Source organism: Gordonia sp. (in: high G+C Gram-positive bacteria), from assembly GCF_049647785.1.
Lineage (GTDB): Bacteria > Actinomycetota > Actinomycetes > Mycobacteriales > Mycobacteriaceae > Gordonia.
This window is the reverse complement of the sequence record NZ_JBARYI010000042.1, coordinates 1-21,933: the sequence shown is the minus strand read 5'-3', so window position 1 is coordinate 21,933 and position 21,933 is coordinate 1. Positions and strand designations below refer to the sequence as shown.

Genomic DNA, 21,933 nt, shown 5'->3' with positions numbered 1-21,933 from the left:
AAGCACGCTTACCGCATGGCCCGCCGGGCAGCGAACCGCCGCATCCGCGAGCAGGAGGCAGCCCGGACGTCGCCACAGGAAGGCACTCCGCCGTTCTGACCATGCCCCGACGACACGCCGAACAAGCCGACACGCCGTGGTCGACCCGAATCTCAGCAGAAGTCCGGCGCCGCGACCCGTCCGATCACACTTCGATCGGCGGGAACAACTGGTCCATTCGGTATTGCCGGTTTCGTCTCGCCGCCCAGGAACTAATCGCGATCGAGGCTGCGGCTATCGCGGCCAGCACCGCGACCGCCACCCACAGGCGTTCATCGACGCCGCCGCTCACTAGCTGCCGCAGGCCGGTCACCGAGTAGCTCATCGGATCGTAGGGGTGGAACCACTGGGCAGGTTTCGCGGTCGTCTCCACCGGGTAGATGCCTCCGGAGGCGACGATCTGCACCATGAGGAACGCCAACGACAGCACGCGGCCCACGGCCGGGCCAAGCAGTGCGTTGAACATCTGGACGATCGCGAGGAATGTCCCCGCAACCAACAACATAAACGCGATCATCCCTATCGGATGGGCCGCGTCGAGCCCGACGGCAAAGTGTGCGACGACAAACATGACGACTACCTGCGCGACCGTAATTAGCACCGCAGGCCAGTACGATGCCAAGACCGAACGAAGGCCACCGAGCCCCCCGATCACCGGTCGCATCTGCAGCGGCTTCAGCATCATCCAAATGATGACGACACCAATGAACATCGCCAACGACAGGAAGAACGGGGCGAATCCGGTACCAAAATTGGGGGCGGCATTCTGGTTGAAGGTACTGAGGGCCACAGGCTGAGAAAGGTTCGCGGCCGTCTGCTGCCGCTGACTTTCACCGCCAAAATTCGGGATTTGCTTCACTCCGTCGGTGAGACCGGTAGCGAGTTTGTCCGCACCAGCCGACAGTTCGGGAGTGCCGGCGGCGAGTTGCCCCGCCCCCGTCGCCAACCGCTGACTGCCGTCGGTGAGTTGCACCAGCCCGTCATGAAGTTCCGCGGCACCGTTCTGCAGTTGATTCGCTCCATCACGCAACTGCCCCACCTGGTCGGCGAGGCCACCGTTCTCGAGCATCACCAGCGTGTTTCGGAGGGACGAATTCTTGTCACCCAACTGGGCAGACAGAGCCGCCGACTGAGTCGCAAGACTGTTGGCTTTGGCGGTGGTCGCCGGATCGACACCCTGCGTCCGGAGAAAACTCTGAACCGGAGCCAACGAATCGGCGAGGGCCCGCATCGCCGGATCACCACTGGCTCGCATCCGCGAAACCGCCTGCGACAGCGCCTGATCCGCCTGCGACTGTCCGGCACCGGCGGCAGTGACGACGCCGAGAACGTCGGAAAGGTTCGCAGTCAGGGCGGCCACGTCGTTCGCATACTGCGAAGGTTTGACGCCCGACGACTGCACGCTGTTGAGCACACCCATCAACGGCCCGGTGGCGGTGTTGATACCGGAGGCCAACTGCGCGGTGCCGTCGGCCAACTGGGCTGATCCGTCGCGGGCGGTCACCATGTTGTCGGCCAACTCCTTCGAGCCCGCCGCCAACTGCTGGGCACCATTGTCGACCTGGTGAACACCGGCGGCAAGCTGGTTCGAACCGTCGGCGGCCTGCTTGAGTCCGTCGCCCGCCGAGACGAGGCCAACCAAAACTTGATCGACGGCCTGCTGCCCGATGGAGTTGTTGAGCGCATCGGTGACACGCGACGCGGCAGTCTGACCGATGATGCCCGCGAGATAGTTATTCGCATCGTTGAAGGCGAACTCGATCTTCGCCTTGTGTGGGTCGGATCCGGTCGCCGAGGCAATCGACGAACTGAAGTCCTTCGGGATGGTGATTGTGAAGTAGTACTTGCCGTGGGCGAGCCCGTCTGCCGCTTCGGCGGCCGAGGTCTCATGCAAATCAAGTTCACCCGCGCCGAGCAGTTCCGCGTTCACCCGCTCGCCGGCATTGAGTGTTTGTCCGTTGGCCTGCACCGCCTGGTCTTGGTTGACGATCGCCACCGGAACTTTCGAGACCTCGTCGAAGGGGTTCCAGAACACCCACAGGTACATGGCGCCGTACAGCAGCGGCATCAGTACGACCGTCAAGATCGCGATGCGGGGCATCGCGCCTTTGGAATAGCGTTTCAGCTCGGTACCGAGCGACATTCCGGCCAGCATCTACTTCTCCTCGGATCCAGCATCGACCGTGCTGGTAAGCATGGATGGGACGTCGATGAGGGTGCGGTACCCGAGCGCGGCGTCGACGTGGTTGACCGTGGTTGTCACGACCGTCTGCGACTGTCCCAGCGCAACAAGGCGATTCACCAGGAAGCGGTGGTCGTCGTGGCTGGCAACCTGGTCAATGCTGCCGACGACGAGCAGTGGTCGCGGCTGCGAGTTCGCGAGAGCCACGCGCAGGAGCAGGCCATCGAGTTCAGGAAGTTCTTCGACGTAGGTTCCCAAGTCCGGTAGCGGTCGATCACCAAAAACGGGGTGGCAGATACGTTCCAAGTCGGTCTGCGTGGCCTTGCGAATGACGCGGTACCACCGGGCATCCCAGCGAATCTTTTCAGTCAAAAGGTCGACAACGCGAACCGAGGCATACACATCGTCGAGGTCGGGCACGCCCGCAAGGGACGCGCAGTCGAAGATCGCGCGGGCGTTGGTTCGGCCAAAGACATCAATGGTCCCGGTCTTCGCTTTCATGCGCCCGGAAAGCGTCATCACCAGCGCGGTGCGCGGCGGACCGGCCTCAGCGCGCAGAATGGTGAGTCCGCTGGCGGGAATGTCGAGGTCGAGTGGCCCAAACACCGGACCCCACGGACCTGTTTGGGTGATTCCGCGAGCGACGACGGCGAGCGGCTGTGCCGCTGGGACAAGACTGTCGGTCATGAAATAGGAGAGTAGACCCGGAGGGCAGCAGAATTCAGGCCCCACCCCCGCATTGAGATAACGTCTGTTATCAGATCGGTTTGTGACAGCACCCACTGCGGAGGTCAGCGAATTACCCCGTCCACATGCAGTTTGGTGCGCTCTGTCCGATTAGGACCGATATCGACCTACATCAACAAGTCGCCGAGATAGTAAGTCAAAGTCAGCATGCCGATGCCCATGCAGAGGCCCCGAACGATCGCGAAGGGCACCCGATAGTGGCCGCGCACCGAGAACGCGATCGCAGTGATGGTCAGCGAGATCCCCGCGATGGTCATCGTCAACCAAATCCGGAAGTCCAAGGGCACGAAGTACTGCATCGCAATCGGCAGTGCGGCACCGAGGAGAAAAGTCAGGCCCGCGACGAGCGCGCCGCTCACCACTTGGCGCGGGGTCACCGGATCCTCAATGCCATATTCCAGCGCGAGTTGGATATCGAGGGCCTCGTCGTCAGAGAGTTCCGCTGACATCTGGCGTGCCGTGTCCGGGGATACTCCTTTATCTTCAAACCACTCGATCAATTCCTGGACCTGACCGGCGCGGTCGGTCATCAGCAGGCGCTCCTCACGGGCCACGGCATCCTGCTCCTGCTCGTAACCGTTCCACTCTTGGTTCAGTTGCACCGACAGTGTCGAGAGGGTGCCGACCGCCGCGGTAATCACGAGGACCGTGTACGACGTTTGGACACCAATCTCGGCACCAGCCAAACCGAGACTCGTGCCGGCGATCGTCAGAATCCCATCGTTGGCGTCGGAGAGCCGGTCCCGGATATCCGCGGGTTCGTACCTCCGCAGCCAGCGGCGAACCGGATTGCGCCTTGCGGCGTGCGCCCAAAAGCTGGTCCCCTCTTGCCCCATGAATGCAGATTAATGCAGTCCACCCCGGGCGACCGGGAGGCCCGAGGGAGCGCTCAGCCGACGATCCCCTGTCCGCGTAGCCTTTCAAGTTCGGCCGAATCAAGCCCCAGCACCGATGCCAATACCGCGTCAGTGTGCTGACCCAATTTCGCGGCGGCCTCAGTCCCCGAGTAGGCCGAGTCGTAGCGGGCCGGTGCACTCGCCGAAATCACCGAACCAATCCCCGGCTGGTCAAGGCCAGCGAGTACCGGCTGGGCATCCGGTTCCCGGGCAAAACTCGCAGCGACGTCAGCGGTCGTTTGGTATGGCCCCCACAGGACGCCCGCCGCCGAAAGTTGCGCGCGCACCTCGTCACCGCTCCGCGCGGCAAACCACGGTCGCACAACGGCCGCGATGACCTCACGATGGGCGTACCGATCTTCGTCGGTGGTGAAGTCGGCACCGAGGGACGTCTCCAATGCCGCGAACACGGCGGTCGTCCCCGTGGCTTCACCGATCGCATTCCATTGCCTGGGCGTCAGCGCGACGACCATCACGCGCAAGCCGTCGGCAGCGGCGAAGTCGGTCCCGAACGAACCGTAAAGGTGATTGCCGTGGCGAGGTCGGGCACCGCGTTCAGCGGCTTCGGAGAACCAGCCGAGGTTGGCAACGGCAGCCATCGCGACGTCGGCCAGCGCGATCTGGACGTGAGCCCCCTGACCGGTGCGGTCGCGGCGACGCAGGGCGGCAAGCACCGCGGTGACGACTTCTTGGCCACACAGCAGGTCCCATGCGGGAAGGACATGGTTGACGGGGGCCTCGGAGTCTGCGGGACCGGTCATTGATGCGATGCCCGCAGCACCGTTGACGGTGTAGTCGACGGCCGCGGAACCGTCAGCACGACCTTCCACACGGACGGCGATCACGTCCGACCGCCGCGCCGATAACGCCTCGTACGAGAACCAGGGGCGCCCGACGGCGTTGTCGATCACGATTCCGGCGTCCGCGCCGGGTGCGGTAGCCAGGGCTAACAGCAGCTCGCGCCCCTCGGGTGTGCGCAGGTTAAGCTGCACGGACTTTTTGCCGCGATTCAACGAGTTCCAGTACAGACTTTCACCGGTGCGATCCGACAGCGGCCACCGCCGGTAGTCGACGTTGCCACCAATCGGGTCGACGCGAATCACTTCGGCCCCGAGTTGGGCGAGGGCCATGCCTGAACTTGGTCCGGCGACGAAGCTGGCGAATTCGACGATGCGGACCCCGTCGAGGGGCCGATCTCCCGGTGCACGCGAATCGCTCATGGTTGGGCCGCCTCGTCGGTACTGAAAATCCCTTGCTCACCGAGGCGGTCGATCAAGTCGTCGACACCACTCATGATGTGCTCGTGCATCAGGTGTCCGGCTTCGTCAGCATCACCGGCGCGGAGTGCCTTCACCAGCGCATCGTGAGCGCTGTCGATCTCGTCGTGCCCTTCGACGTCGGCATAGAAGCTGCTGGGGAGTCGGCGGGAAATCTGATCGAGGACGATCGTGAGGCGTGGCGACCGGGCCGCCAGGTTGATGCCGCGATGAACGTCGTGCCCGCTCTTGACCATGCGGTTACTGTCACCAGATCGGCCCGCAGCGATGCGTTCGCTGTTGAGTGCTTCGAGCTCGTCGAGTTCTTCCGTCGTGATGAGCGCTGCGGCCCGCGAGGCGAGTTGGGCGGCGAGCGTCGCCTGCACCCAGAACAGGTCGCGTACGTCTTGCGCGGTGAATGCGGAGACGGCGAACCCGCGCCGCGGCACCTGGTGCACAAAGCCTTCGCCCTGCAGGTGCAGGAGTCCTTCGCGGACCGGGGTGTTGCTGATGCCGAGGGCCTGGGCGATCGGTTCGGTGCGCAGAAACTCGCCCGGTTTCACCTGGCCGGACACGATGAGTTCCCGCACATAAGCGGCGACATCGTCGGAGAGTTGGGGACGCGGTCTCATTGGCTCAGACTGCCTCAACTGTGGCGGCCATGCCCTGACCGCCACCGATGCACATGGTCGCAAGTCCGCGGCCACCTCCGCGACGACGCAGCTCGTGCAGCAACGTCGTGACCATCCGGACACCGGTAGCTCCGACAGGGTGCCCCAGGGAGATACCCGAACCGTTGACGTTGATGCGGTCTTGCTCGCGCCAATCCCAACCCTCCAACACCGCCAGAACCTGCGCGGCAAAGGCCTCGTTGAGTTCGACAACATCCATCGAGTCGAGAAGTTCGGTCACGCTAATCCCCGCGCGGTCGGCGAGTTTGGCCGTGGCCGGGACCGGCCCGAAGCCCATCCGAGACGGGTCGCACCCGGCGGCGGCCCAACCGGTCAGGAATCCAATCGGTTCCAGACCCAGTGCGTCGAGTTGGTCTTCGGCGACGATGAGGCAGGCTGCGGCAGCGTCGTTCTGCTGGCTCGCGTTGCCCGCGGTCACCGTGCCGTCCGGCATCACGGTTCGCAAGCTGGCGAGCGATTCGGGAGTGGAGTCCGGCCGGATGCCTTCGTCCCGGGTGAAGGGCACCGGCTCACCCTTGCGTTGCGGAACGTTTACCGGCACCACTTCGGCGTCGAACTTTCCGGCCTCCCACGCGGCGTGCGCCCGCTGATGGCTGCGGGCAGCGTACTGATCGGCCGCTTCGCGGGTAATTCCGTAGTCGTTCGCCAAGTTTTCGGCGGTCTCAATCATCCCGGAGATTTTCCCGAACCGGTGCTCGGGCTGACTGCGTTCACGTCCCCGGTCGAGGCGGTCGTAGAGGATGGAGTTACCAGCCCGCGCGCCAAAGCGATTGGTGGTCGAGTAGTACTCAGCGCGGCTCATTGACTCAATCCCGCCGGCCAGGACCGCGTCGGCCGCGCCGGTCTGCACCATCATCGCCGCGGTAACAAGGGCTTGCAGGCCACCGCCGCAGCGGCGATCGAGTTGCATGCCGGGCACCTCAATCGGCAGGCCAGCGTTCAGGGCGAGCCAGCGACCCACACACGGCACCTCGGAGTTGGCGTAACTCTGGGAGAAGACGACATCGTCGATGCGCGCCGGATCCATGCCCGACCGCTGGACGACGGCGTTGATCAGGTCGGCACCGAGATCTTCAACCGGGACGTCCTTGAGGCTCCCGCCGAAGGTTCCGACGGGGGTGCGCAACGGGTTGACGATGGCCGCGCGCCGCAGTGTTTGTGCTGACACAGTTCTGTCCTCCTTGGGTAGCGGGCCTAGATTTTGTTGCGCGCAATATGTTGCGCGGCAATCACATTGCGCTGAATCTCGTTGGTGCCCTCACCGACGATCATCAGCGGCGCGTCGCGGAAGTAGCGCTCGACGTCGTACTCCTTGGAGTATCCGTACCCGCCGTGGACGCGAATCGAGTCGAGCGCTATCGCCATGGCCGTCTCGGAGGCGAAAAGCTTAGCCATACCGGCTTCAAGGTCAGCGCGTTCACCGCGGTCGAGCTTCTGCGCGGCATCGATCGTGAGTAGTCGCGCCGCCTGCTGCTTGGTCGCCATGTCGGCGATCAGGTTGCCGACGCTCTGATGCTTCCAGATTGGCTGGCCGAACGATTCGCGTTCCTGCGCATACCTGGTTGCCGCTTCCAGGGATGCCTGTCCGACGCCAAGCGCTCGCGATGCCACCTGAATGCGCCCGACTTCTAGGCCGCGCATCATCTGTCCCCAGCCCTTGTTGGGATCGCCGCCCAAGACGGCATCGGCGGGAACCAGCATGTTGTCGAAGACAAGTTCACAAGCCTCGACGCCCCGATAGCCCAGCTTGGGGAGCTTCTTGGAGACGGCGAAACCCTCCCCCGGTTCGACGAGGAGCACGCTCATCCCGCGGTGAGTGGGATTGGCGTCGCGGTCGGTGATGCACAGCAATCCGAAGAGGTCCGAATGCGCGGCATTGGAAATCCAGGTCTTGGTGCCGTTGATGCGGTAGCCAGCTCCATCGGCCGCTGCGACGGGGTCGGCATGCGTGCGCATCGCCTGCAAGTCACTGCCGCCGCTCGGTTCGGTGAGCGCCATCGTCGCACGGATGGTGCCCTCGGCCATGGCGGGCAGGTACTTGTCCTGTTGCGCCCGAGTGCCGAAGGTTTTGATGAGGTAGGTAATCACCGAATGTCCGCCGATGGCTCCGGCCAGGCTCATCCATCCGCGGGCGAGTTCTTCGCAGACTCGCGCGAAGCACTCCATGCTGACGTCGACGCCGCCATGCTCGGCCGGGGCGAGGAGCCCGAAGAAGCCCAGGGATTTCATTTCCTCAATGAATTCTTCGGGATAGATGTCGTCAGCTTCGAACTCGCGGACTCGCGAGGCCACCCGCTGGTCGATGAAGTCGCGGACTAGCGAGACCATCTGCTGTTCGTCTGTTGTCAGGGCCATCGGTGGTGCGCCTCTCGTTCCAATCATCGTCCTCTTATGGATAATATATTATCCGTAATCACAGTTGGTTCGTTCCTCAAGGCCCGAAAGGCGGCCCGCATGCCAGAAGTGAGTCCCGCTGAAGTGAGTCCCGAGGACTTCGCCCAGATCCTGGAGTCGGTTCGTGATTTCGTGCGCACGCGGGTTATCCCTCGCGAGCAGGAAATCGCCGATGCTGACCGCATCCCCGACGACCTCCGCCAAGCCTGCAAAGACATGGGCCTCTTCGGATTTGCGATCCCCCAGGAGTGGGGAGGTCTCGGCCTCAACCTGGCCCAAGACGTCGAACTGGCGATGGAACTCGGCTACACCACCTTGGCCCTGCGCTCGATGTTCGGCACCAACAACGGCATTGCCGGGCAAGTCTTGGTCGGATTCGGTACCGACGAGCAGAAGTCGACGTGGCTGGAAAAGATCGCCTCGGGCGAGATCGTCGCTTCTTTCGCGCTCACCGAACCCGGTGCCGGATCGAATCCCGCCGGATTGCGCACCAAGGCCGTGCAGCAGGACGACGGCGACTGGATCATCGACGGCAGCAAATGCTTCATCACCAATGCGCCGACCGCGAACCTGTTCGTCACCTTCGCTCGGACCCGTCCCGCCGATGCCAACGGTGCGGGCATCGCCGTGTTCCTGGTGCCCGGCGATGCCCCCGGACTGTCGGTCGCCGAGCATGATCGCAAGATGGGCCAAGACGGTTCCTGGACCGCCGACGTGCGCTTCGACAGTGTGCGTGTTCCAGCATCAGCCCTGGTCGGCGGCTCCGAAGACGTCGGCTATCGGGCGGCGATGACGTCGCTGGCACGCGGCCGCGTCCATATTTCCGGACTGGCTGTCGGTGCCGCACAGCGAGCCCTCGACGAATCGCTACGTCATGCTGCCGTCACCACACAGGGCGGGACGCCCATCGGCGACTTCCAACTTGTCCAAGCACACCTGGCCGATATGGCGACCGGCATCATGGCAGGCCGTGCCCTGGCCCGCGATGCCGCCGCCAAATGGGTGTCGGAAGAGGACCGGCGAATCGCGCCGTCGGTGGCGAAACTGTTCTGCACCGAAATGGTCGGCGACGTCGCCGACCGCGCCGTCCAGGTGCACGGCGGCAGCGGCTACATGCGGGACATGCCCGTCGAACGGATCTACCGCGATGTCCGCCTATTGCGCCTCTACGAGGGCACCAGCGAAATCCAGCGCTTGATCATCGGCGGCGGTCTGGTGAAACAGGCCAAGCGAGAAGCGAAATAATGGTTGGTATGACCCCCTCAACCACCGCCCTGCGCGCCACCACCATTCTGTTTGTTCCGGGCGACCGCCCCGAACGCTTCGAGAAGGCCGCCGCCGCAGGTGCCGATCTCGTCGTAATTGACCTCGAAGATGCCGTTCCCCACGAGAACAAAGCGGTTGCGCGCGCCAATGCCGCCGAGTGGGCAGTGACCGGCAACCCCTGTGGCATCCGGATTAACGCTGCCGATACCGGCTACTTCCAGGACGATCTTGCCGCCATCACCGGGACCGGTGCCGTGGTGATGCTGGCGAAGGCCGAGACTCCCGACCTCGTGCAGGCCGTTGCCGAAGTTAGTGGATCCGGGGTAATTCCGCTGATCGAGACGGCGCGCGGCATCCTCGCCGCCGCCGATATCGCCGCCGTCCCCGGAGTCGTACGGCTCGCGGTCGGCACCTTCGACCTCGCCGCCCAACTCGGTGCCGACCCCGCCGACCGAGAAGCCCTGGCCACCAGCCGCAGCATGCTGGTCCTAGCTTCCGCCGCCGCCGGCCTGGCCGGACCACTCGAAGGAGTGACGGCCGCGATCGACAACGCCGATCGCATTGCATCCGACGCGGCCTACGCACGACGCCTCGGCTTCGCGGGCAAGCTCTGCATTCACCCCAAGCAGCTCGGACCGGCGATCGCCGCGTTCGCCCCCACCGAAGAAGAGATCGCGTGGGCGCACAAAATCATCGACTCACTCGACACCGATGGCGTGTGGACCATCGACGGCGAGATGGTCGATCAACCCGTCGTCGACCGGGCCCAACACATCCTCGACAAACTGAAGCACTAGCCAAACTGAAGCACTAGGAGCACACCCGTGACCGGACTACTCGCAGGCAAGACGGCCGTCATCACCGGCGGCGCGCAAGGCATCGGCTACGCGATCGCCGAGCGTTTTATCGCCGAAGGCGCCCGCGTGGTGCTCGGTGACATGAATGCCGAACAGGTAACCCGAGCGGCCAGTGACCTCGGCGGCGACACCGTCGCGCGCGGCGTGGCCTGCAACGTCACCTCGTCCGACGATGTCGACAACCTCATCAGCTCGGCGATCGAGGCCTTCGGGGCGGTCGACATCATGGTCAATAACGCGGGCATCACGCGCGATGCCACCATGCGCAAGATGAGCGAAGAGAGCTTCGACCAGGTCATCGACGTGCACCTGAAGGGCACGTGGCTCGGCACTCGGGCGGCTGCCGCCCACATGCGCGAACGCGGTAGCGGCGCCATCGTCAACCTGTCATCGATTTCCGGCAAGGTCGGCTTCGTCGGACAGACCAACTACTCGGCAGCCAAGGCCGGAATCGTCGGACTGTCGAAGGCGGCAGCCAAGGAGGTCGCCCACGCGGGCGTCCGCGTCAACGCGATTCAGCCCGGCCTGATCCGCACCGCGATGACCGAAGCGATGCCCGAACGCATCTGGGATCAGAAAATGTCGGAGATCCCGATGGGCCGCGCGGGCGAGCCGTCGGAGATCGCCTCGGTCGCGGTGTTCCTCGCGTCGGACCTGTCGTCGTACATGACCGGAACAGTGCTTGAGGTGACCGGCGGGCGACTGATGTGACCGGCGTGCCCGGCTCATTCGAGGACTGGGAACCGCACACCGTCGTCTCCGAGGAATACCTCGATCCGGCGGCGGTGCGAGCCCTGGCCACCCTCTTCGACGACGGCCTTCCCGTCCCCGACGTCGGCGATGTGCTGCCGCCGCTGTGGCATTGGGTGGCGCTCCCCCGATGGTCACCATCGAGCGAACTCAGCATCGACGGGCATCCGTTCCGTGGATCATTCCTCCCACCAATCACGTTGCCGCGCCGCATGTTTGCCGGCGGCAGTGTGAGCTTTCCGGGCGACCTCCGCGTCGCCGATACCGTGCGGCGCGAGTCGACGGTGGAGTCAGTCACCGAGAAGAACGGCCGCAGCGGGGCCCTCACGGTGGTCGTCGTGGCGACGACGCTGTTCGGTACCGACGGCAACCCAGCGGTGATTGAGAAGCAGAATCTGATCTATCGGGAGGCTGCAGCGGTCTCGCACCCTGAGCCTGCCGACGCGGCTGGACCCGCCGCGATGGCGCCGGTCGGCCCGCCGATCGTGCCCGTGGGCGAAGGCCGTTGGGATTTCCGTACAGACCCGACGTTGTTGATGCGGTTCTCTGCGGCTACGGCCAACGCTCACCGCATCCACTACGACTGGCCGTATGCGACAGGCGTCGAAGGCTATCCGGGCTTGGTGGTGCACGGGCCCTTGATGACATTGTCGTTAGCCGAAACGCAGCGACTCGCCTCGACGAGCAGTCGGATCGGCGAGCTGTCGCACCGCAACTCCAGACCCCTGTTTTGCGGTGACGGAGCCCAGTTGGTTTCGACGCCCAACGAGGGCGGTACCCGCGTCGAACTGGTGAGTTCAGCAGGTACCCACACGAGCGTTGAGCTGATTCTCCGATGACCCGGTCCGCACTATTCGCTCTGACCGACTCCGGCACGCTACGCCCCTTGGCTCGGGCCGTCAGCGGCTGGGGAGCCGACCACATGCGCGGTATGGCCGTAGCCGGGGCCCTTGCCCGAGCCGTCGAATCGAAGGCGACAGAACTCGGCGAGAACCTAGTCCCCGGCCGCTTCACCCTCGACCTGTTCCGGCCGGTGCGGATGACCGACCTGTCGACCGAGGTGACGGTGGTGCGCAACGGCCGCCGTCTTTGCTTGCTCGACGCGCTGTTACTTCAGAATGGCGAGGTGATGGCCCGTGCCAGCGCCAGTTTCGTCGCACCGTCCGATAGCAGTGGTTCGTCAGCGTGGCCGGGTACTCCGGATCTGATTCCGAAACTGCCGCGGGTTGATCTCGCATCACTGCCCGATGAGTCCGAACGGATCTACGGGACCGACAGTCGTGGGTGGATGCCACTGGACGAAGTGCCTTACGACGCCGATCGCAAATGGGTATGGATGGTTCCGGCACCGGTGGTCGAAGGCGAAGTGCCCACCGGATTCCAAGCGGCGGCCTCATGTGCCGACGTAGTGAGTGTGGTCGCAAACCTTGATGAGCACGGGCTCGGTTTCATTAACACTGACCTCACCATGACTTTGGCGAGACAGCCGGTTGGCGCGTTCATCGGGCTGGTCGCAAACTCGCGCACCGAAGCCGCAGGCGTATCTGCGGCGTCTGCGGCGATGTTCGACGCCGAGGGAGCCTGCGGCCTGGTCTCCGCAACGTCCCTCTCCGCCGCGCCCATTATGCTGACGCCCCCAATGAAACTGCGGTACGAACGCTAGGCCCTAACCCCCTGAGCCCCGGGCAATCCGCGCGAAGACCTCCGGATCCAATCGTGGGCCGCCGAGCGTGTCGGCTCCGTACTTGTCGATCTCCGCGCGCAGGTCCAGGGGTCGGGTTGGCGGAACGCCGGGAACCAGTTCGGCAGCGACCAATTCGTCGGGCACCAGCCAGGTCACTTCAAATTCGATGCCGTCGGGGTCGCGGCCGTATAGGGCTTTGGTCGCAGCATGGTTCGCAGCACCGGTCAGTGCGTCGACGGCAGCCATGCGTTCGCCGACAGCGGCCATATCGGAGAGAGTCGCCACCTCCCAGGCCAGGTGATAGAGCCCAACAGCCCGATCCGGCGGCCGCGGAACGTTGGTCTGGAACAGCCCCAGGTCGTGGTCGTTGGCAGAGTTCACGCCGCGCAAGAAGGCCGCGCCGGGGAAGTCGACAGGAAGCTTCTCGAACCCGAGCACCGACGTGTAAAACTCGACACTTCGCTGAACGTCGGACACGTACAGCACCGCGTGATTAAGTCCTCGAATCGACATGTCGACCTTCCGTTCTGCCCGCTGCTCGGGCCTCATGAAAGGCTACCCAGGTGATTCTTCAGACTGCGAACGCCCGCCTCGACCTGTCGCTGGACGGCGGCGTCGTCGAACGGCTCCGCGTCGGGGACCTGGACCTACTGACCGTCGGGCCCGGGAAGGGTTCGTTCCCCATGGTTCCCTGGTGCGGGCGTCTCGACCGCGGCATCCTGACGACGGCAAGCGGAGTGCACCACCTACCGCGCAACGCGGAACCCCACGCGATCCATGGCACCGCACGCGACGAGTCTTGGCGACTGGTCGAATCGACCGCCACCACTGCGACCATCGCCCAATCCCTCTCAGCACCATGGCCATTCGCTGGTACCACCACCGCGTCGTTCACGCTCGACGACGACGCACTCACCATGTCCCTCGAGGTTGCATCCGATTCCGAGTCATTTCCCGCGCAGGCCGGCTGGCACCCGTGGTTCCGCCGCACGTTGCGCACGGGAACCGCTCCGGTGGAACTGTCCTTCGATGCTGACTGGCAAGAGCTTCGCGGCGATGATTATCTGCCGTCCGGTACGCGGATCACACCGCTTCCAGGCCCCTGGGATGACTGTTTTGGCATGCCCGGCGGCGTTGACGTGAAGCTCCTGTGGCCGGGCATCGCGACGTTGCGCATACAAAGCCCCGAACAGTGGGTCGTCGTTTACGACCTCGAGGACGATTCGGTCTGCATCGAGCCGCAGTCAGGCCCGCCAAATGGTGTCAACACCATGCCCCGCACGGTGACGCCATCGTCGCCGTTGCTGGTCCAAACCCGGTGGTCGTGGGAAACCTTGTAAGCACGGCGCGCTATTGCCCGTCTCGAGAAGACAAGCCTTTCAAGCAAGCGCATCGCCCCCGCCGAGTTGTCGGCGGGGGCGATGAGGTTTCTCGTGCGCGAAGTACTACTTGGTAGCGACAACCTTGTCGTTGACGGTGACGACGACCTTGTCAGCGCTCTGATCGAAGGTGATCTTGCCGTGCTCGAAGGTCGAGACCTTCAGCGCGCCCTCTTCGGTTTCGTCGCTGGTGGCTGCGCCAAGTGGGCCGTTAGAGCCGCCCTTGCCGTCGGCTGCGGGCTCACCTGAACTGTCGCGCTTGACGTTCCACGCGTCGCGAATCTTGCCCCACGTGATGTAGGCGGGCTTGCCCGGCTGAGCCGTGATGACGCCACCGTCGAACTGCTGGAAGACGACGCCGCTGTCGCTGGTGCCCGAAGCGTCGGCACCGGTCAGGACCTTACCGAGGTCGGCCTTCTGCTTATCGGTTGCTGCCTCGTACTTGACGGCGATAGGGCCCTTGAGTTCAACCTTGGTGCCGTCGGCTGCGGTGAGCTCAACGGTCTTATTGGCATCCACACCGGGCACCGACACCGACGGTACCGACACGGACACCGAAGGCGTGAGCGTTGCGGCGGTGCCCTCGGTGGTGTCGGTAGTGGTGCTGGTGCAGGCGGCCACAGACGCGGTCAATGCCAAAGCTGCCGCAACCCCCGCGGTCTTACGCACGATTTGCTTCATTAAAGATCCCCTCTTCTCTCGACATTTCGTCGATGAACAAACTCGTTGGAGCTAACACCAGGTGGTAATTGCCCGATCGGACAGTAACAGAATTGTGCCGTCTCAGCCCGTCTTTACCGGTTTTCAAAACACGACGAAAACACCCTCTCCACCGGCCCCACCAGCAATGCTGGCCGGTTGCCGTCTCGAGATAGGGCCCTGCAACATGCGCAATGTTGTTTGCTGTATGGTAACTGCTTGTTCGGGTAACCGGACAAGCCACCATGTTCAGGTTTGACGCCGGTCTTATCACCCCGACGATATCGGCGCCCTGCATGTTGGGCATCTCGCGTACCCACATGCGCGAGATCAACGAGGGCGGGCGGTCATTTCGATCGCCCGCCCTTGCTGTTGGCCTCAGAACTTTTAGCCCAGAATTGTTGGCCCCGAAGTGCCGGTTATGCCGCCCGGTGCCGCCGTATCCGGAATTGATTGACGACGAGTGCGAGAAAGACGATTGTCCCTCCGACGGCCGCAGCCCCCAGCGATATCCGAATCCCGTTCGAGCCGGGATTGGCGACCAAGATGGCTCCGACCACCGCGCTACCGAGTGCACCACCGACCGTGCGAAGAACCTGGTTGAAGCTAACGGCACTGCCGACCTCGAATATCGCGACGTTGCGCGCGATGAGCGTCGGCATCGCCGCGTATGCCGCGCCCATGCCAATACCGAACAGTGCCATGCCAATCAGGATTTCCCAGAGTTGGTCGCTGGTGAACCACAGCATGAGTGCCGCTACTGCCATGAGCCCGGAGCCAGCTGGCAGCATCGCCGTCATCGACTCTTGTCCAAGCCGTCGAACCAGTCGGTTACCGGCGAGGCTTCCCACCGACAGCGGCAGCATCACGAATCCGGCCCAGAACAGGGGAAGCCCAATACCGTAGCCGGTTGACGTTGGCGCCTGCGCGATGATGCTGGCGACCGAAAGGCTCATGTACATCGTTGCGCCGAGACCGATTGCGGTGGCGTTCGCGAGAAACACGTCGGGCGTGCGGAAAACTCGGAGGTTGATCAGCGGGTCGCGACTGCGCAACTCCACCACAATCCAGGCCGCGAAAGCCACCCCGGCGCCAAGGATGACAAGGACGGTCGCTGGCGAGCCCCAACCCCAAGTCGGCCCTTGACTCACCGCCGTCAACATTCCGGCAAGCCCCAGACTCAACAAGGCAGTGCCGGGAACATCGAACGGTCGCGTGACGGCGTCGCCCGGAGTTGACGGCACCAGCCGCCACACCACGGCACCAGCGGTCGCGACGAAGGCTGCGGCGAACCAGAATGCGATCCGGTAGTCGAGCAGGCTGGCGAGCGCGCCCGTCAACGGATATCCGATCCCGAGGCCGGTCGCCACCGTCACCGACAGCGTCGAAATAGCCGGGTCGATCTGCGGTTTCGCAAGGTGACGCCGGGCCATCACGATGGTGACCGGAACAATGCCGTACGACAGTCCCTGCAGCGCGCGTCCCACCAGGAACAGCGTGAAGTTGGGTGCGGCCGCCGCGACGACGGAACCAACGAAGATGATGCCCAGTGAAATCAGAAGCAGCCGGTGCGTCCAGGGGCCATCGCTGAGGCGACCCATCACGGGGGTCACGATGGCGCCGACCATCAGGTTGACGGTGAGCATCCATTGCGCCGAACCAACCGAGACGCCCAGTTCCGCAGAGATCGACGGAACCAGGAGCATGCCGAGGGAACTCACGATCGACGTCGTCAGTGCGGCGTAGACGAGGGCGGGAAGTAAGCGGTGAGTTCCGGACATTAGAAACACCCTATCGCCGGGCAGAAATGGTCGACCCGCCCAATGCCCGGCAACTTTTATTTGCCAGTCCCCGGTGCGGCGTCCCCTGATCGGATGGCACCGATTTCTGCGCGCCTAGCCTTGCTGCCTCCCGGTGGCTGCGATTGCTGTTGCCCCCTTTCGACCGGGTCAGGGTTCGGCGCCACGACCGTCGCTGAAACCGCATGGCGTACGGCGGGCAGGTTCCGCTTCGATTCACCGAGAATCCCGCTCCCGACCGGGCCCCTGTTGGTCAAATTTCCAACTCCGATGCAGGCGTTGAGTTCCGGGAAAGACGTCCCAGATCTAGTGACACAGAGGCTGGTTTGCGCCAACAAAAGTTGAGCCAATCGTCAATCTGGGCAAACTGGGCATTCCGCATTCACCCGTTGTCGGGAGGTGAAGATTTGCGCCCTGAACTGGTTCGATCGTCATTTCCGTGTCACTTCGAGGGTGACGTATTACCGCAGACGTAACGCGCTATGGCTTGATGCTTATGGCGATGACAACACGGCGACTCCCCCGTGTGGCGATAGACCAGAAGACACCTACTGTGAGTACCCCTCGTACGCGTGCGCGTTCACGTGCGATCCGCATCGGAATCTCGTTCCTCACGTGTGCCGTGCTTGTCACCGGCACCACCGAGAGCTCCGTCAGCCTCCCAGTAACTAACACCGTCGCGTCGTTGGAAACGCCGCAATCAGACTCGCAGGCAACAGAATCATCGTTGGGTTCGAGCGACCTTTCGTCTGTACTGTCCGACATCCTGAAGCCCGACAGTTCCGAGGGCAAACAGCCGCCAGCGATCACCAAGCTAATCCCGAAGCTCAAGGAACCGGCGGACGGGAAGACTTGCGTTGGTCCCGAGTTCGCAACCCTCGGTGCCATCTTCAGTGCGATCTTCGATTCGTTTACGCCGCTGATCCCGCCAGCGCAGCGCGGACCCGTGCTCGACGCTCGGTCGCGGGTGCTTGGCGATCTGCACGAGCTGCAGATCTCGTCGCTCGCCGTCACCAACAGTCCCGGCGGATTGGGTGCGTCGAAGGATGCGCCGATGAACAAGTACCGCGATCCCCTGTCACAGTGGGTCGTCACGCAGTTGATGAACGTGAAGGCCGGTACGGCCGCGCAGCCGATTCGTGCCGACAACCTGACGGTGATGCAGGCCGTCGAGAGCGCTTGGCTGTACTTTTACCTCACGGCTGTCGTGCCGTTGACGCTCGTGAAGTCGATGCTTCCCGCGGATTACTCGCTGGGGCCGGTAAGCGTCGGAACGCTGCTCACGCTGCCGATGACTATCGGTGCGGCTGGCATGAAGTTGTTCTACAAGGCAATGAGCGTGACGCTCATCAGCAACTGCCTCGCTCGCATGACGCCCGACGAAAAGGCGCGGGCCGGCAAGCCTGACCACGATCTGAGTTTCGACGCGCAGGTTCCCGAGATCCTCACGAAGGTGGCCGGGGAATTGGCGATTGCTGAACCCGGATCGTGCCCCTCGATTGCCGATATGACGCTGAGCCAGTTGGTCGGGCGGACGTCGTCGTTCTTGCAGAAGCAGGTCTCCGATCCGGAGGATGCGAAACAGATCGAGCTCCTCACCAAGGGGCTGCAGCTGTTTATGAAGTACGCGCCGGTGCCCGCGAACCTGATTCCGGCGGACCCGGTCGACGACGACACCGTCGAAGAGTTGATGGACCGCGGTCTCGGCGTTGCCGCTGCACCCGAGGTCACCGTCGAAACGATCCGCGCCAGCCTTACCGACGACGAGACCAAGCGCGCCTCTCTGGCGGAGATGACACCGCTTGGCGAGTTGACGGTCACGAAGACGCTGACCGCTGCGTTCTACGCGTACTCGCTGACCACGCTGCTCGTCGGGCACCTTAACGATGCGGCCGCCGCGGCCTTGGCCATCGAGATGGGCGGCGTCGACCTGATGCCGCGCATCAGTGGCCTCTACGACGCACCCAAGACGTACGGTCTCGTCGTCTTCCACAACACGCTGCGGTCGGTGTGCTTCACCCCCGATGGAAGCGGCGCGCCCGCAACGAGTCCCGCGCCCAGCACGAGCGTCGCGCCCACGACGAGTGCGACTCCCGGCTCGAGCACCACGCCCAAGCCGCGCACAAGCACGACCCCTCGCTCGAGCACCGCACCCAGCACGAGCACCACTCCTAAGCCCAGCTCTTCGACCAGTTCGAGCCCCGCGCCGAGTTCAAGCACCGCTCCCGCGCCCACCCCAAGCAGCACCCCTGACTCGGGCACGGAGATCGGCTCGTCCGGCGGGACCGTGACTGCGGGGTAGATCCCGCACTTCGTCCCTCCACTGTCTCCGAGTAAACGAGGGAGCTCCGTTCTCCGCTTCGCCCCCGTTCGGTGTCCGATCACACACTCCGTCTTGCATACCCCCGGGGGTATGCTGGTCGTGCCGGTCGATCGCCGGAACCCCACGGGACACCCTCCCCCAATGAATGAGTGAGCGAAATGAAGAGCCTTCCCCGACACCAAGGTTGGACCGTCGAACGAGTCGTGCCGCTGATGGCCGGCGTGATCGTTCTCCTGAGCATCGCGCTGGTGCTCGCATTCTCCCCGTGGTGGCTGTTCCTCACCGGCTTCGTAGGTGCCAACCTCGTCTTCTACGCGGCAGTCGGATGGTGCCCGGCCAGCCTGATCATGGAAAAGGTCGGACTTGAGCGAGCTAGTTGCCGAGTTCGGGTTTAGGGGCGAGTAACGCAGTCATTCGGCTGTGACTGCGCTGGCGGTCGTGTCCTGGCCGAGCCTAGCGAAGCGACAATGACTAGTCGTTGGGCACACTCATCGCTCGGCTCAGGACATCGGCCGGTAGTGCTTCCCCTGCATCCAAGCCAGCACATCCAGCACGCGCAGCGCCGGGATGGACTCATCGAGGCCAGCTTGATCGCGCAGATCAAGGAGACGTCGGTGCAGCGCGCCATCGTCTGCCCGCAATGCCTGGCGGATCGGTTCAAAGTGAGCGGCTTTGGTGCCGAGTTCTCGTCCGACCACCTCGTCGTAGATCGGAAACAGCCGCGGCCGCTTCCTCGCGATGAGCTTCGAAGCGATGGTCCGGCCAATGCCGTGGACGGCCCAGAGCGCTGTTTCCAACTCCCATGCCGGAGACGTCGAAGTCATCGGTTCCGACTCCTCGACAAGGTCCCGGTCAGGCCCGATCTTCTGGAGGAGTTCGGTCATCGGTTCGCGCAGTTCGCCGAGGAGCAGCCAGGCAGCATGCGCGGGAACCTGCACTGACAGGAACGTCACCGCTACGAGGTCATCAGCGGTAAAGCGGTTCGCGTCCGCAGTTCGCTGCCCGCTCGGATCCCAGTTGTCCCAGTGGGCGCCGGACCTGAGGTACCCGGTCTTGACGACCGGACGAGTGAAGTACTCCTGCAACGTATCGATCGCTCCAGCATCGTCCTGCTCACGAAGGACTTTCGGGAGTCGGATGTGCGATCCTCCCCCAAATGCGTTCTCAGACATACTCCTCGTTCCGCTCAAGGCTCTCTATCGGAGCCTTCGTCGAGTTCTCGACGCAATGCATGGTTCCGCGCGTCGACTCACTGAATTCGTCCCGTTCCCCACATCCATACAAGGATGTCGAACACCCTGATCGTGCTGATATCCTCACCGATCTCGGCGGAGGTGCGGACATGCTCAAGATGAGTGACCAGTTGCCGACCGTCGGCATTCATAACGGTCCGAAGATTCCGATAGAAACTGTGGCGAGCAGGCACGTGACCCACAGTCTTGATCACCACCGAATCGATGACGGGAAGGAGGTGCGGACGCTTGCGTGCGAGCAGTTTGCTTGTCTTTGTCCGTCCGACCCGACGGTTGTCACGCACCATCGACCAGATTTCTTCCGCGATACTCAGGTGGTCATCGCTGGCGTCTACCAGCGCCACGTCAGTCGGCAATTGGCTGAGGAGGTCGCTCAACCGACGGGAATACCCAGGCTCTTGGTCGCCAAGAAGCCGTAGTGCCGCCGGCCCCGGGATGTCGACGCTCAGGAGTGTCACTGCGACGAGGTCCTCGGAGGTGAAGTGGTCAGCCACCTCGGCACGATCGCCGCCTCCGGCGAACCGTTCGAATCTGGAACCGCTATAGGCCGGAACCTCGCCTTCGTGCGCGAAGTAGCGGCGTAACGCCTCTACTGCCGCAGCAGTTCGGTCGATACTGAGGATCGGAGGAAGCATCATGCCGTCAACGTTCATACAGGGACTGTAGTTAAGAGCTGGTGCGGCGGACCTGAATGACACAAAGCATCCAGCGCCCCATGCTGGCCTAGGCGACGGGTCTGAACATTCCGGGTCATTCCCCCGTCAAGGCCGACGAGCGACTCCCCAAAGGTTCTATCTACAGCCGCGATGATGGTCAGGAGAGATGTGTGTCGAGATGCAGCGGAGATTAGCAGCGCTACCCCCGGAAGTCTGACAGAACATGCGTGCCTCGATGAGTCGTGTCAATTTTGATTCTCCATGTGGTCGGCCATCCAAGTCACTTTCGGCGAACATTTGGCGTAGATCGATCTCTTGCGGCGCCCATGCAGCGGCAACCCCTCTGCTCTGACGACCGAGCATCGCCTCACACAAGTCAGCATGTCGCACATATGCCAAGTGCCATAACGCCAATCGGAGAAAGACTCATAGACAACTGCACAAGCCGGTGCTTTGTCCACGCTATCTTGCTCATCTCCACGAGCTGTTTCGACAGTACCGGAAGAAGAGTCGGGCCCTCGAGCCGATCCTGAACGGCTTCGGGCGTCAGGTGCCGCAGGTGTCCGAAATAGACAAAGTTGTCCGGCGCCTCAACCTCGAGGTTGGAGGCCCGTAGCCGGGGACGCACAACCCAGGCCGCACATAGGACGCTAGCTACTAAGAGGAGGATGCCAACGACGTACCAGACTACGGCCCAGCCCCCAAGGTCATGGAGCACCCGCCCCTCGCCCGACAGCGTGATAACTCCCACGAGGAGCGCGGTCTCAATTGTCAGTGCAAATGGCGCCTTCGTATCGGAGATATTGTCAAGACCTGTGGATGAGGTTGTTTCAGGCGGCCTCCTCTTGCGATGTTGATGGGGTGTCGGATTCGACGAGTTTGCCTTTCTCGAAGGTCTTGCCGGCTCGGACGAGGGCGACGACGTGGGGTGCGTTGAAGCGCCCTGGGTTCCGTTCCGAGTCTCAGCAAGGAGAATCGGAGTATGCCCAAGAAGTTCAGTCCAGAGCTGCGTGAGCGTGCCGTGCGCATGGTCTACGACCGCCAAGCCCGCGAGGGCGGCC

Annotated in this window: 21 protein-coding genes; 8 read left to right on the top strand and 13 right to left on the bottom strand. The window is 63.4% G+C overall.

Annotated elements, in window-relative coordinates; translation table 11 throughout:
• Nucleotides 1–184: 184 nt before the first annotated feature.
• The 7 genes from WBA38_RS06660 to WBA38_RS06630 form a co-directional block, all read right to left on the bottom strand.
• Nucleotides 185–2,194 carry a YhgE/Pip family protein gene (locus tag WBA38_RS06660; RefSeq protein ID WP_424322341.1) on the bottom strand — a complete coding sequence of 670 codons (2,010 nt, stop codon included), beginning with the start codon at nucleotides 2,192–2,194 and terminating at the stop codon, nucleotides 185–187.
• Nucleotides 2,195–2,908: a hypothetical protein gene (locus WBA38_RS06655; RefSeq protein ID WP_424294262.1), complete on the bottom strand. Its 714-nt coding sequence runs from the start codon at nucleotides 2,906–2,908 to the stop codon at nucleotides 2,195–2,197.
• 167 nt (nucleotides 2,909–3,075) lie between these two features.
• Nucleotides 3,076–3,804, bottom strand: a complete 729-nt coding sequence (locus WBA38_RS06650) for a VIT1/CCC1 transporter family protein (protein ID WP_424294263.1) — start codon at nucleotides 3,802–3,804, stop codon at nucleotides 3,076–3,078.
• Between the two features lie 53 nt (nucleotides 3,805–3,857).
• On the bottom strand, nucleotides 3,858–5,084 hold the full coding sequence (locus WBA38_RS06645) for a CoA transferase (RefSeq protein WP_424322340.1): 1,227 nt from the start codon (nucleotides 5,082–5,084) through the stop codon (nucleotides 3,858–3,860).
• Nucleotides 5,081–5,752 carry a GntR family transcriptional regulator gene (locus WBA38_RS06640; protein ID WP_424322339.1) on the bottom strand — a complete coding sequence of 224 codons (672 nt, stop codon included), beginning with the start codon at nucleotides 5,750–5,752 and terminating at the stop codon, nucleotides 5,081–5,083. Before WBA38_RS06640 ends, WBA38_RS06645 begins: the two co-directional genes overlap by 4 nt.
• A 4-nt stretch (nucleotides 5,753–5,756) precedes the next feature.
• A complete protein-coding gene (locus tag WBA38_RS06635) occupies nucleotides 5,757–6,980 on the bottom strand; it encodes an acetyl-CoA C-acetyltransferase (protein ID WP_424294266.1) in 1,224 nt (407 codons plus the stop codon).
• A 26-nt stretch (nucleotides 6,981–7,006) separates the two neighbouring features.
• The gene (locus WBA38_RS06630; protein ID WP_424294267.1) at nucleotides 7,007–8,167 is read right to left on the bottom strand and encodes an acyl-CoA dehydrogenase family protein; all 1,161 of its coding nucleotides are present in this window, start codon (nucleotides 8,165–8,167) and stop codon (nucleotides 7,007–7,009) included.
• 99 nt (nucleotides 8,168–8,266) lie between these two features.
• Between WBA38_RS06630 and WBA38_RS06625 the strand changes: the two genes are divergently transcribed.
• Genes WBA38_RS06625 through WBA38_RS06605 form a run of 5 tightly spaced genes read left to right on the top strand, consistent with a single transcriptional unit; the run spans nucleotide 8,267 to nucleotide 12,742 of the window.
• Nucleotides 8,267–9,451, top strand: coding sequence for an acyl-CoA dehydrogenase family protein (locus WBA38_RS06625; protein WP_424322338.1), 1,185 nt, complete (start codon nucleotides 8,267–8,269; stop codon nucleotides 9,449–9,451).
• A gap of 8 nt (nucleotides 9,452–9,459) precedes the next feature.
• Entirely contained in the window at nucleotides 9,460–10,269 is an 810-nt protein-coding gene (locus WBA38_RS06620; protein ID WP_424322337.1) for an HpcH/HpaI aldolase/citrate lyase family protein, read from the top strand.
• A 27-nt stretch (nucleotides 10,270–10,296) separates the two neighbouring features.
• Nucleotides 10,297–11,040, top strand: a complete 744-nt coding sequence (gene fabG, locus WBA38_RS06615; RefSeq protein WP_424294093.1) for a 3-oxoacyl-ACP reductase FabG — start codon at nucleotides 10,297–10,299, stop codon at nucleotides 11,038–11,040.
• 5 nt (nucleotides 11,041–11,045) lie between these two features.
• On the top strand, nucleotides 11,046–11,918 hold the full coding sequence (locus WBA38_RS06610) for an FAS1-like dehydratase domain-containing protein (RefSeq protein ID WP_424294094.1): 873 nt from the start codon (nucleotides 11,046–11,048) through the stop codon (nucleotides 11,916–11,918).
• Entirely contained in the window at nucleotides 11,915–12,742 is an 828-nt protein-coding gene (locus WBA38_RS06605; RefSeq protein ID WP_424294095.1) for an acyl-CoA thioesterase domain-containing protein, read from the top strand. Before WBA38_RS06610 ends, WBA38_RS06605 begins: the two co-directional genes overlap by 4 nt.
• A gap of 3 nt (nucleotides 12,743–12,745) precedes the next feature.
• Here WBA38_RS06605 and WBA38_RS06600 read toward each other — a convergent pair whose 3' ends face one another.
• Complete coding sequence (locus WBA38_RS06600) at nucleotides 12,746–13,276, bottom strand: VOC family protein (RefSeq protein ID WP_424294096.1); 531 nt, start codon at nucleotides 13,274–13,276, stop codon at nucleotides 12,746–12,748.
• 50 nt (nucleotides 13,277–13,326) lie between these two features.
• Here WBA38_RS06600 and WBA38_RS06595 point away from each other — a divergent pair, with 50 nt between their 5' ends.
• Nucleotides 13,327–14,103, top strand: coding sequence for an aldose 1-epimerase (locus tag WBA38_RS06595; protein ID WP_424294097.1), 777 nt, complete (start codon nucleotides 13,327–13,329; stop codon nucleotides 14,101–14,103).
• 105 nt (nucleotides 14,104–14,208) lie between these two features.
• Here the strand turns inward: WBA38_RS06595 and WBA38_RS06590 are convergent, their stop codons facing one another.
• Together WBA38_RS06590 and WBA38_RS06585 are read right to left on the bottom strand one after the other, a co-directional pair.
• Nucleotides 14,209–14,823, bottom strand: coding sequence for an LGFP repeat-containing protein (locus WBA38_RS06590; protein WP_424322336.1), 615 nt, complete (start codon nucleotides 14,821–14,823; stop codon nucleotides 14,209–14,211).
• Nucleotides 14,824–15,260: 437 nt separating this feature from the next.
• Nucleotides 15,261–16,622 carry an MFS transporter gene (locus tag WBA38_RS06585; protein ID WP_424322335.1) on the bottom strand — a complete coding sequence of 454 codons (1,362 nt, stop codon included), beginning with the start codon at nucleotides 16,620–16,622 and terminating at the stop codon, nucleotides 15,261–15,263.
• Nucleotides 16,623–17,193: 571 nt separating this feature from the next.
• On the opposite strand from WBA38_RS06585, the gene WBA38_RS06580 reads away from it, so the two are divergent.
• Together WBA38_RS06580 and WBA38_RS06575 are read left to right on the top strand one after the other, a co-directional pair.
• Complete coding sequence (locus WBA38_RS06580) at nucleotides 17,194–18,942, top strand: hypothetical protein (RefSeq protein WP_424322334.1); 1,749 nt, start codon at nucleotides 17,194–17,196, stop codon at nucleotides 18,940–18,942.
• Nucleotides 18,943–19,121: 179 nt separating this feature from the next.
• Entirely contained in the window at nucleotides 19,122–19,358 is a 237-nt protein-coding gene (locus tag WBA38_RS06575) for a YgaP family membrane protein (RefSeq protein ID WP_424294102.1), read from the top strand.
• A 105-nt stretch (nucleotides 19,359–19,463) separates the two neighbouring features.
• On the opposite strand, the gene WBA38_RS06570 is transcribed toward WBA38_RS06575, so the two are convergent.
• From WBA38_RS06570 to WBA38_RS06560, 3 genes are all read right to left on the bottom strand, one after another.
• Nucleotides 19,464–20,135: a DUF6308 family protein gene (locus WBA38_RS06570; protein ID WP_424322333.1), complete on the bottom strand. Its 672-nt coding sequence runs from the start codon at nucleotides 20,133–20,135 to the stop codon at nucleotides 19,464–19,466.
• Nucleotides 20,136–20,212: 77 nt separating this feature from the next.
• Nucleotides 20,213–20,869: a DUF6308 family protein gene (locus WBA38_RS06565; RefSeq protein WP_424322332.1), complete on the bottom strand. Its 657-nt coding sequence runs from the start codon at nucleotides 20,867–20,869 to the stop codon at nucleotides 20,213–20,215.
• 379 nt (nucleotides 20,870–21,248) lie between these two features.
• Nucleotides 21,249–21,590 carry a Pycsar system effector family protein gene (locus WBA38_RS06560; RefSeq protein WP_223291356.1) on the bottom strand — a complete coding sequence of 114 codons (342 nt, stop codon included), beginning with the start codon at nucleotides 21,588–21,590 and terminating at the stop codon, nucleotides 21,249–21,251.
• Between the last annotated feature and the right edge of the window lie 343 nt (nucleotides 21,591–21,933).

Bases quoted from the DNA above. Each gene is read 5' to 3' on its own strand.
- WBA38_RS06660 (WP_424322341.1), bottom strand. From the start codon at position 2,194: ATGCTGGCCGGAATGTCGCTCGGTACCGAGCTGAAACGCTATTCCAAA.
- WBA38_RS06655 (WP_424294262.1), bottom strand. From the start codon at position 2,908: ATGACCGACAGTCTTGTCCCAGCGGCACAGCCGCTCGCCGTCGTCGCT.
- WBA38_RS06650 (WP_424294263.1), bottom strand. From the start codon at position 3,804: ATGGGGCAAGAGGGGACCAGCTTTTGGGCGCACGCCGCAAGGCGCAAT.
- WBA38_RS06645 (WP_424322340.1), bottom strand. From the start codon at position 5,084: ATGAGCGATTCGCGTGCACCGGGAGATCGGCCCCTCGACGGGGTCCGC.
- WBA38_RS06640 (WP_424322339.1), bottom strand. From the start codon at position 5,752: ATGAGACCGCGTCCCCAACTCTCCGACGATGTCGCCGCTTATGTGCGG.
- WBA38_RS06630 (WP_424294267.1), bottom strand. From the start codon at position 8,167: ATGGCCCTGACAACAGACGAACAGCAGATGGTCTCGCTAGTCCGCGAC.
- WBA38_RS06625 (WP_424322338.1), top strand. From the start codon at position 8,267: ATGCCAGAAGTGAGTCCCGCTGAAGTGAGTCCCGAGGACTTCGCCCAG.
- WBA38_RS06620 (WP_424322337.1), top strand. From the start codon at position 9,460: ATGACCCCCTCAACCACCGCCCTGCGCGCCACCACCATTCTGTTTGTT.
- WBA38_RS06605 (WP_424294095.1), top strand. From the start codon at position 11,915: ATGACCCGGTCCGCACTATTCGCTCTGACCGACTCCGGCACGCTACGC.
- WBA38_RS06600 (WP_424294096.1), bottom strand. From the start codon at position 13,276: ATGTCGATTCGAGGACTTAATCACGCGGTGCTGTACGTGTCCGACGTT.
- WBA38_RS06590 (WP_424322336.1), bottom strand. From the start codon at position 14,823: ATGAAGCAAATCGTGCGTAAGACCGCGGGGGTTGCGGCAGCTTTGGCA.
- WBA38_RS06585 (WP_424322335.1), bottom strand. From the start codon at position 16,622: ATGTCCGGAACTCACCGCTTACTTCCCGCCCTCGTCTACGCCGCACTG.
- WBA38_RS06575 (WP_424294102.1), top strand. From the start codon at position 19,122: ATGAAGAGCCTTCCCCGACACCAAGGTTGGACCGTCGAACGAGTCGTG.
- WBA38_RS06570 (WP_424322333.1), bottom strand. From the start codon at position 20,135: ATGTCTGAGAACGCATTTGGGGGAGGATCGCACATCCGACTCCCGAAA.
- WBA38_RS06565 (WP_424322332.1), bottom strand. From the start codon at position 20,869: ATGAACGTTGACGGCATGATGCTTCCTCCGATCCTCAGTATCGACCGA.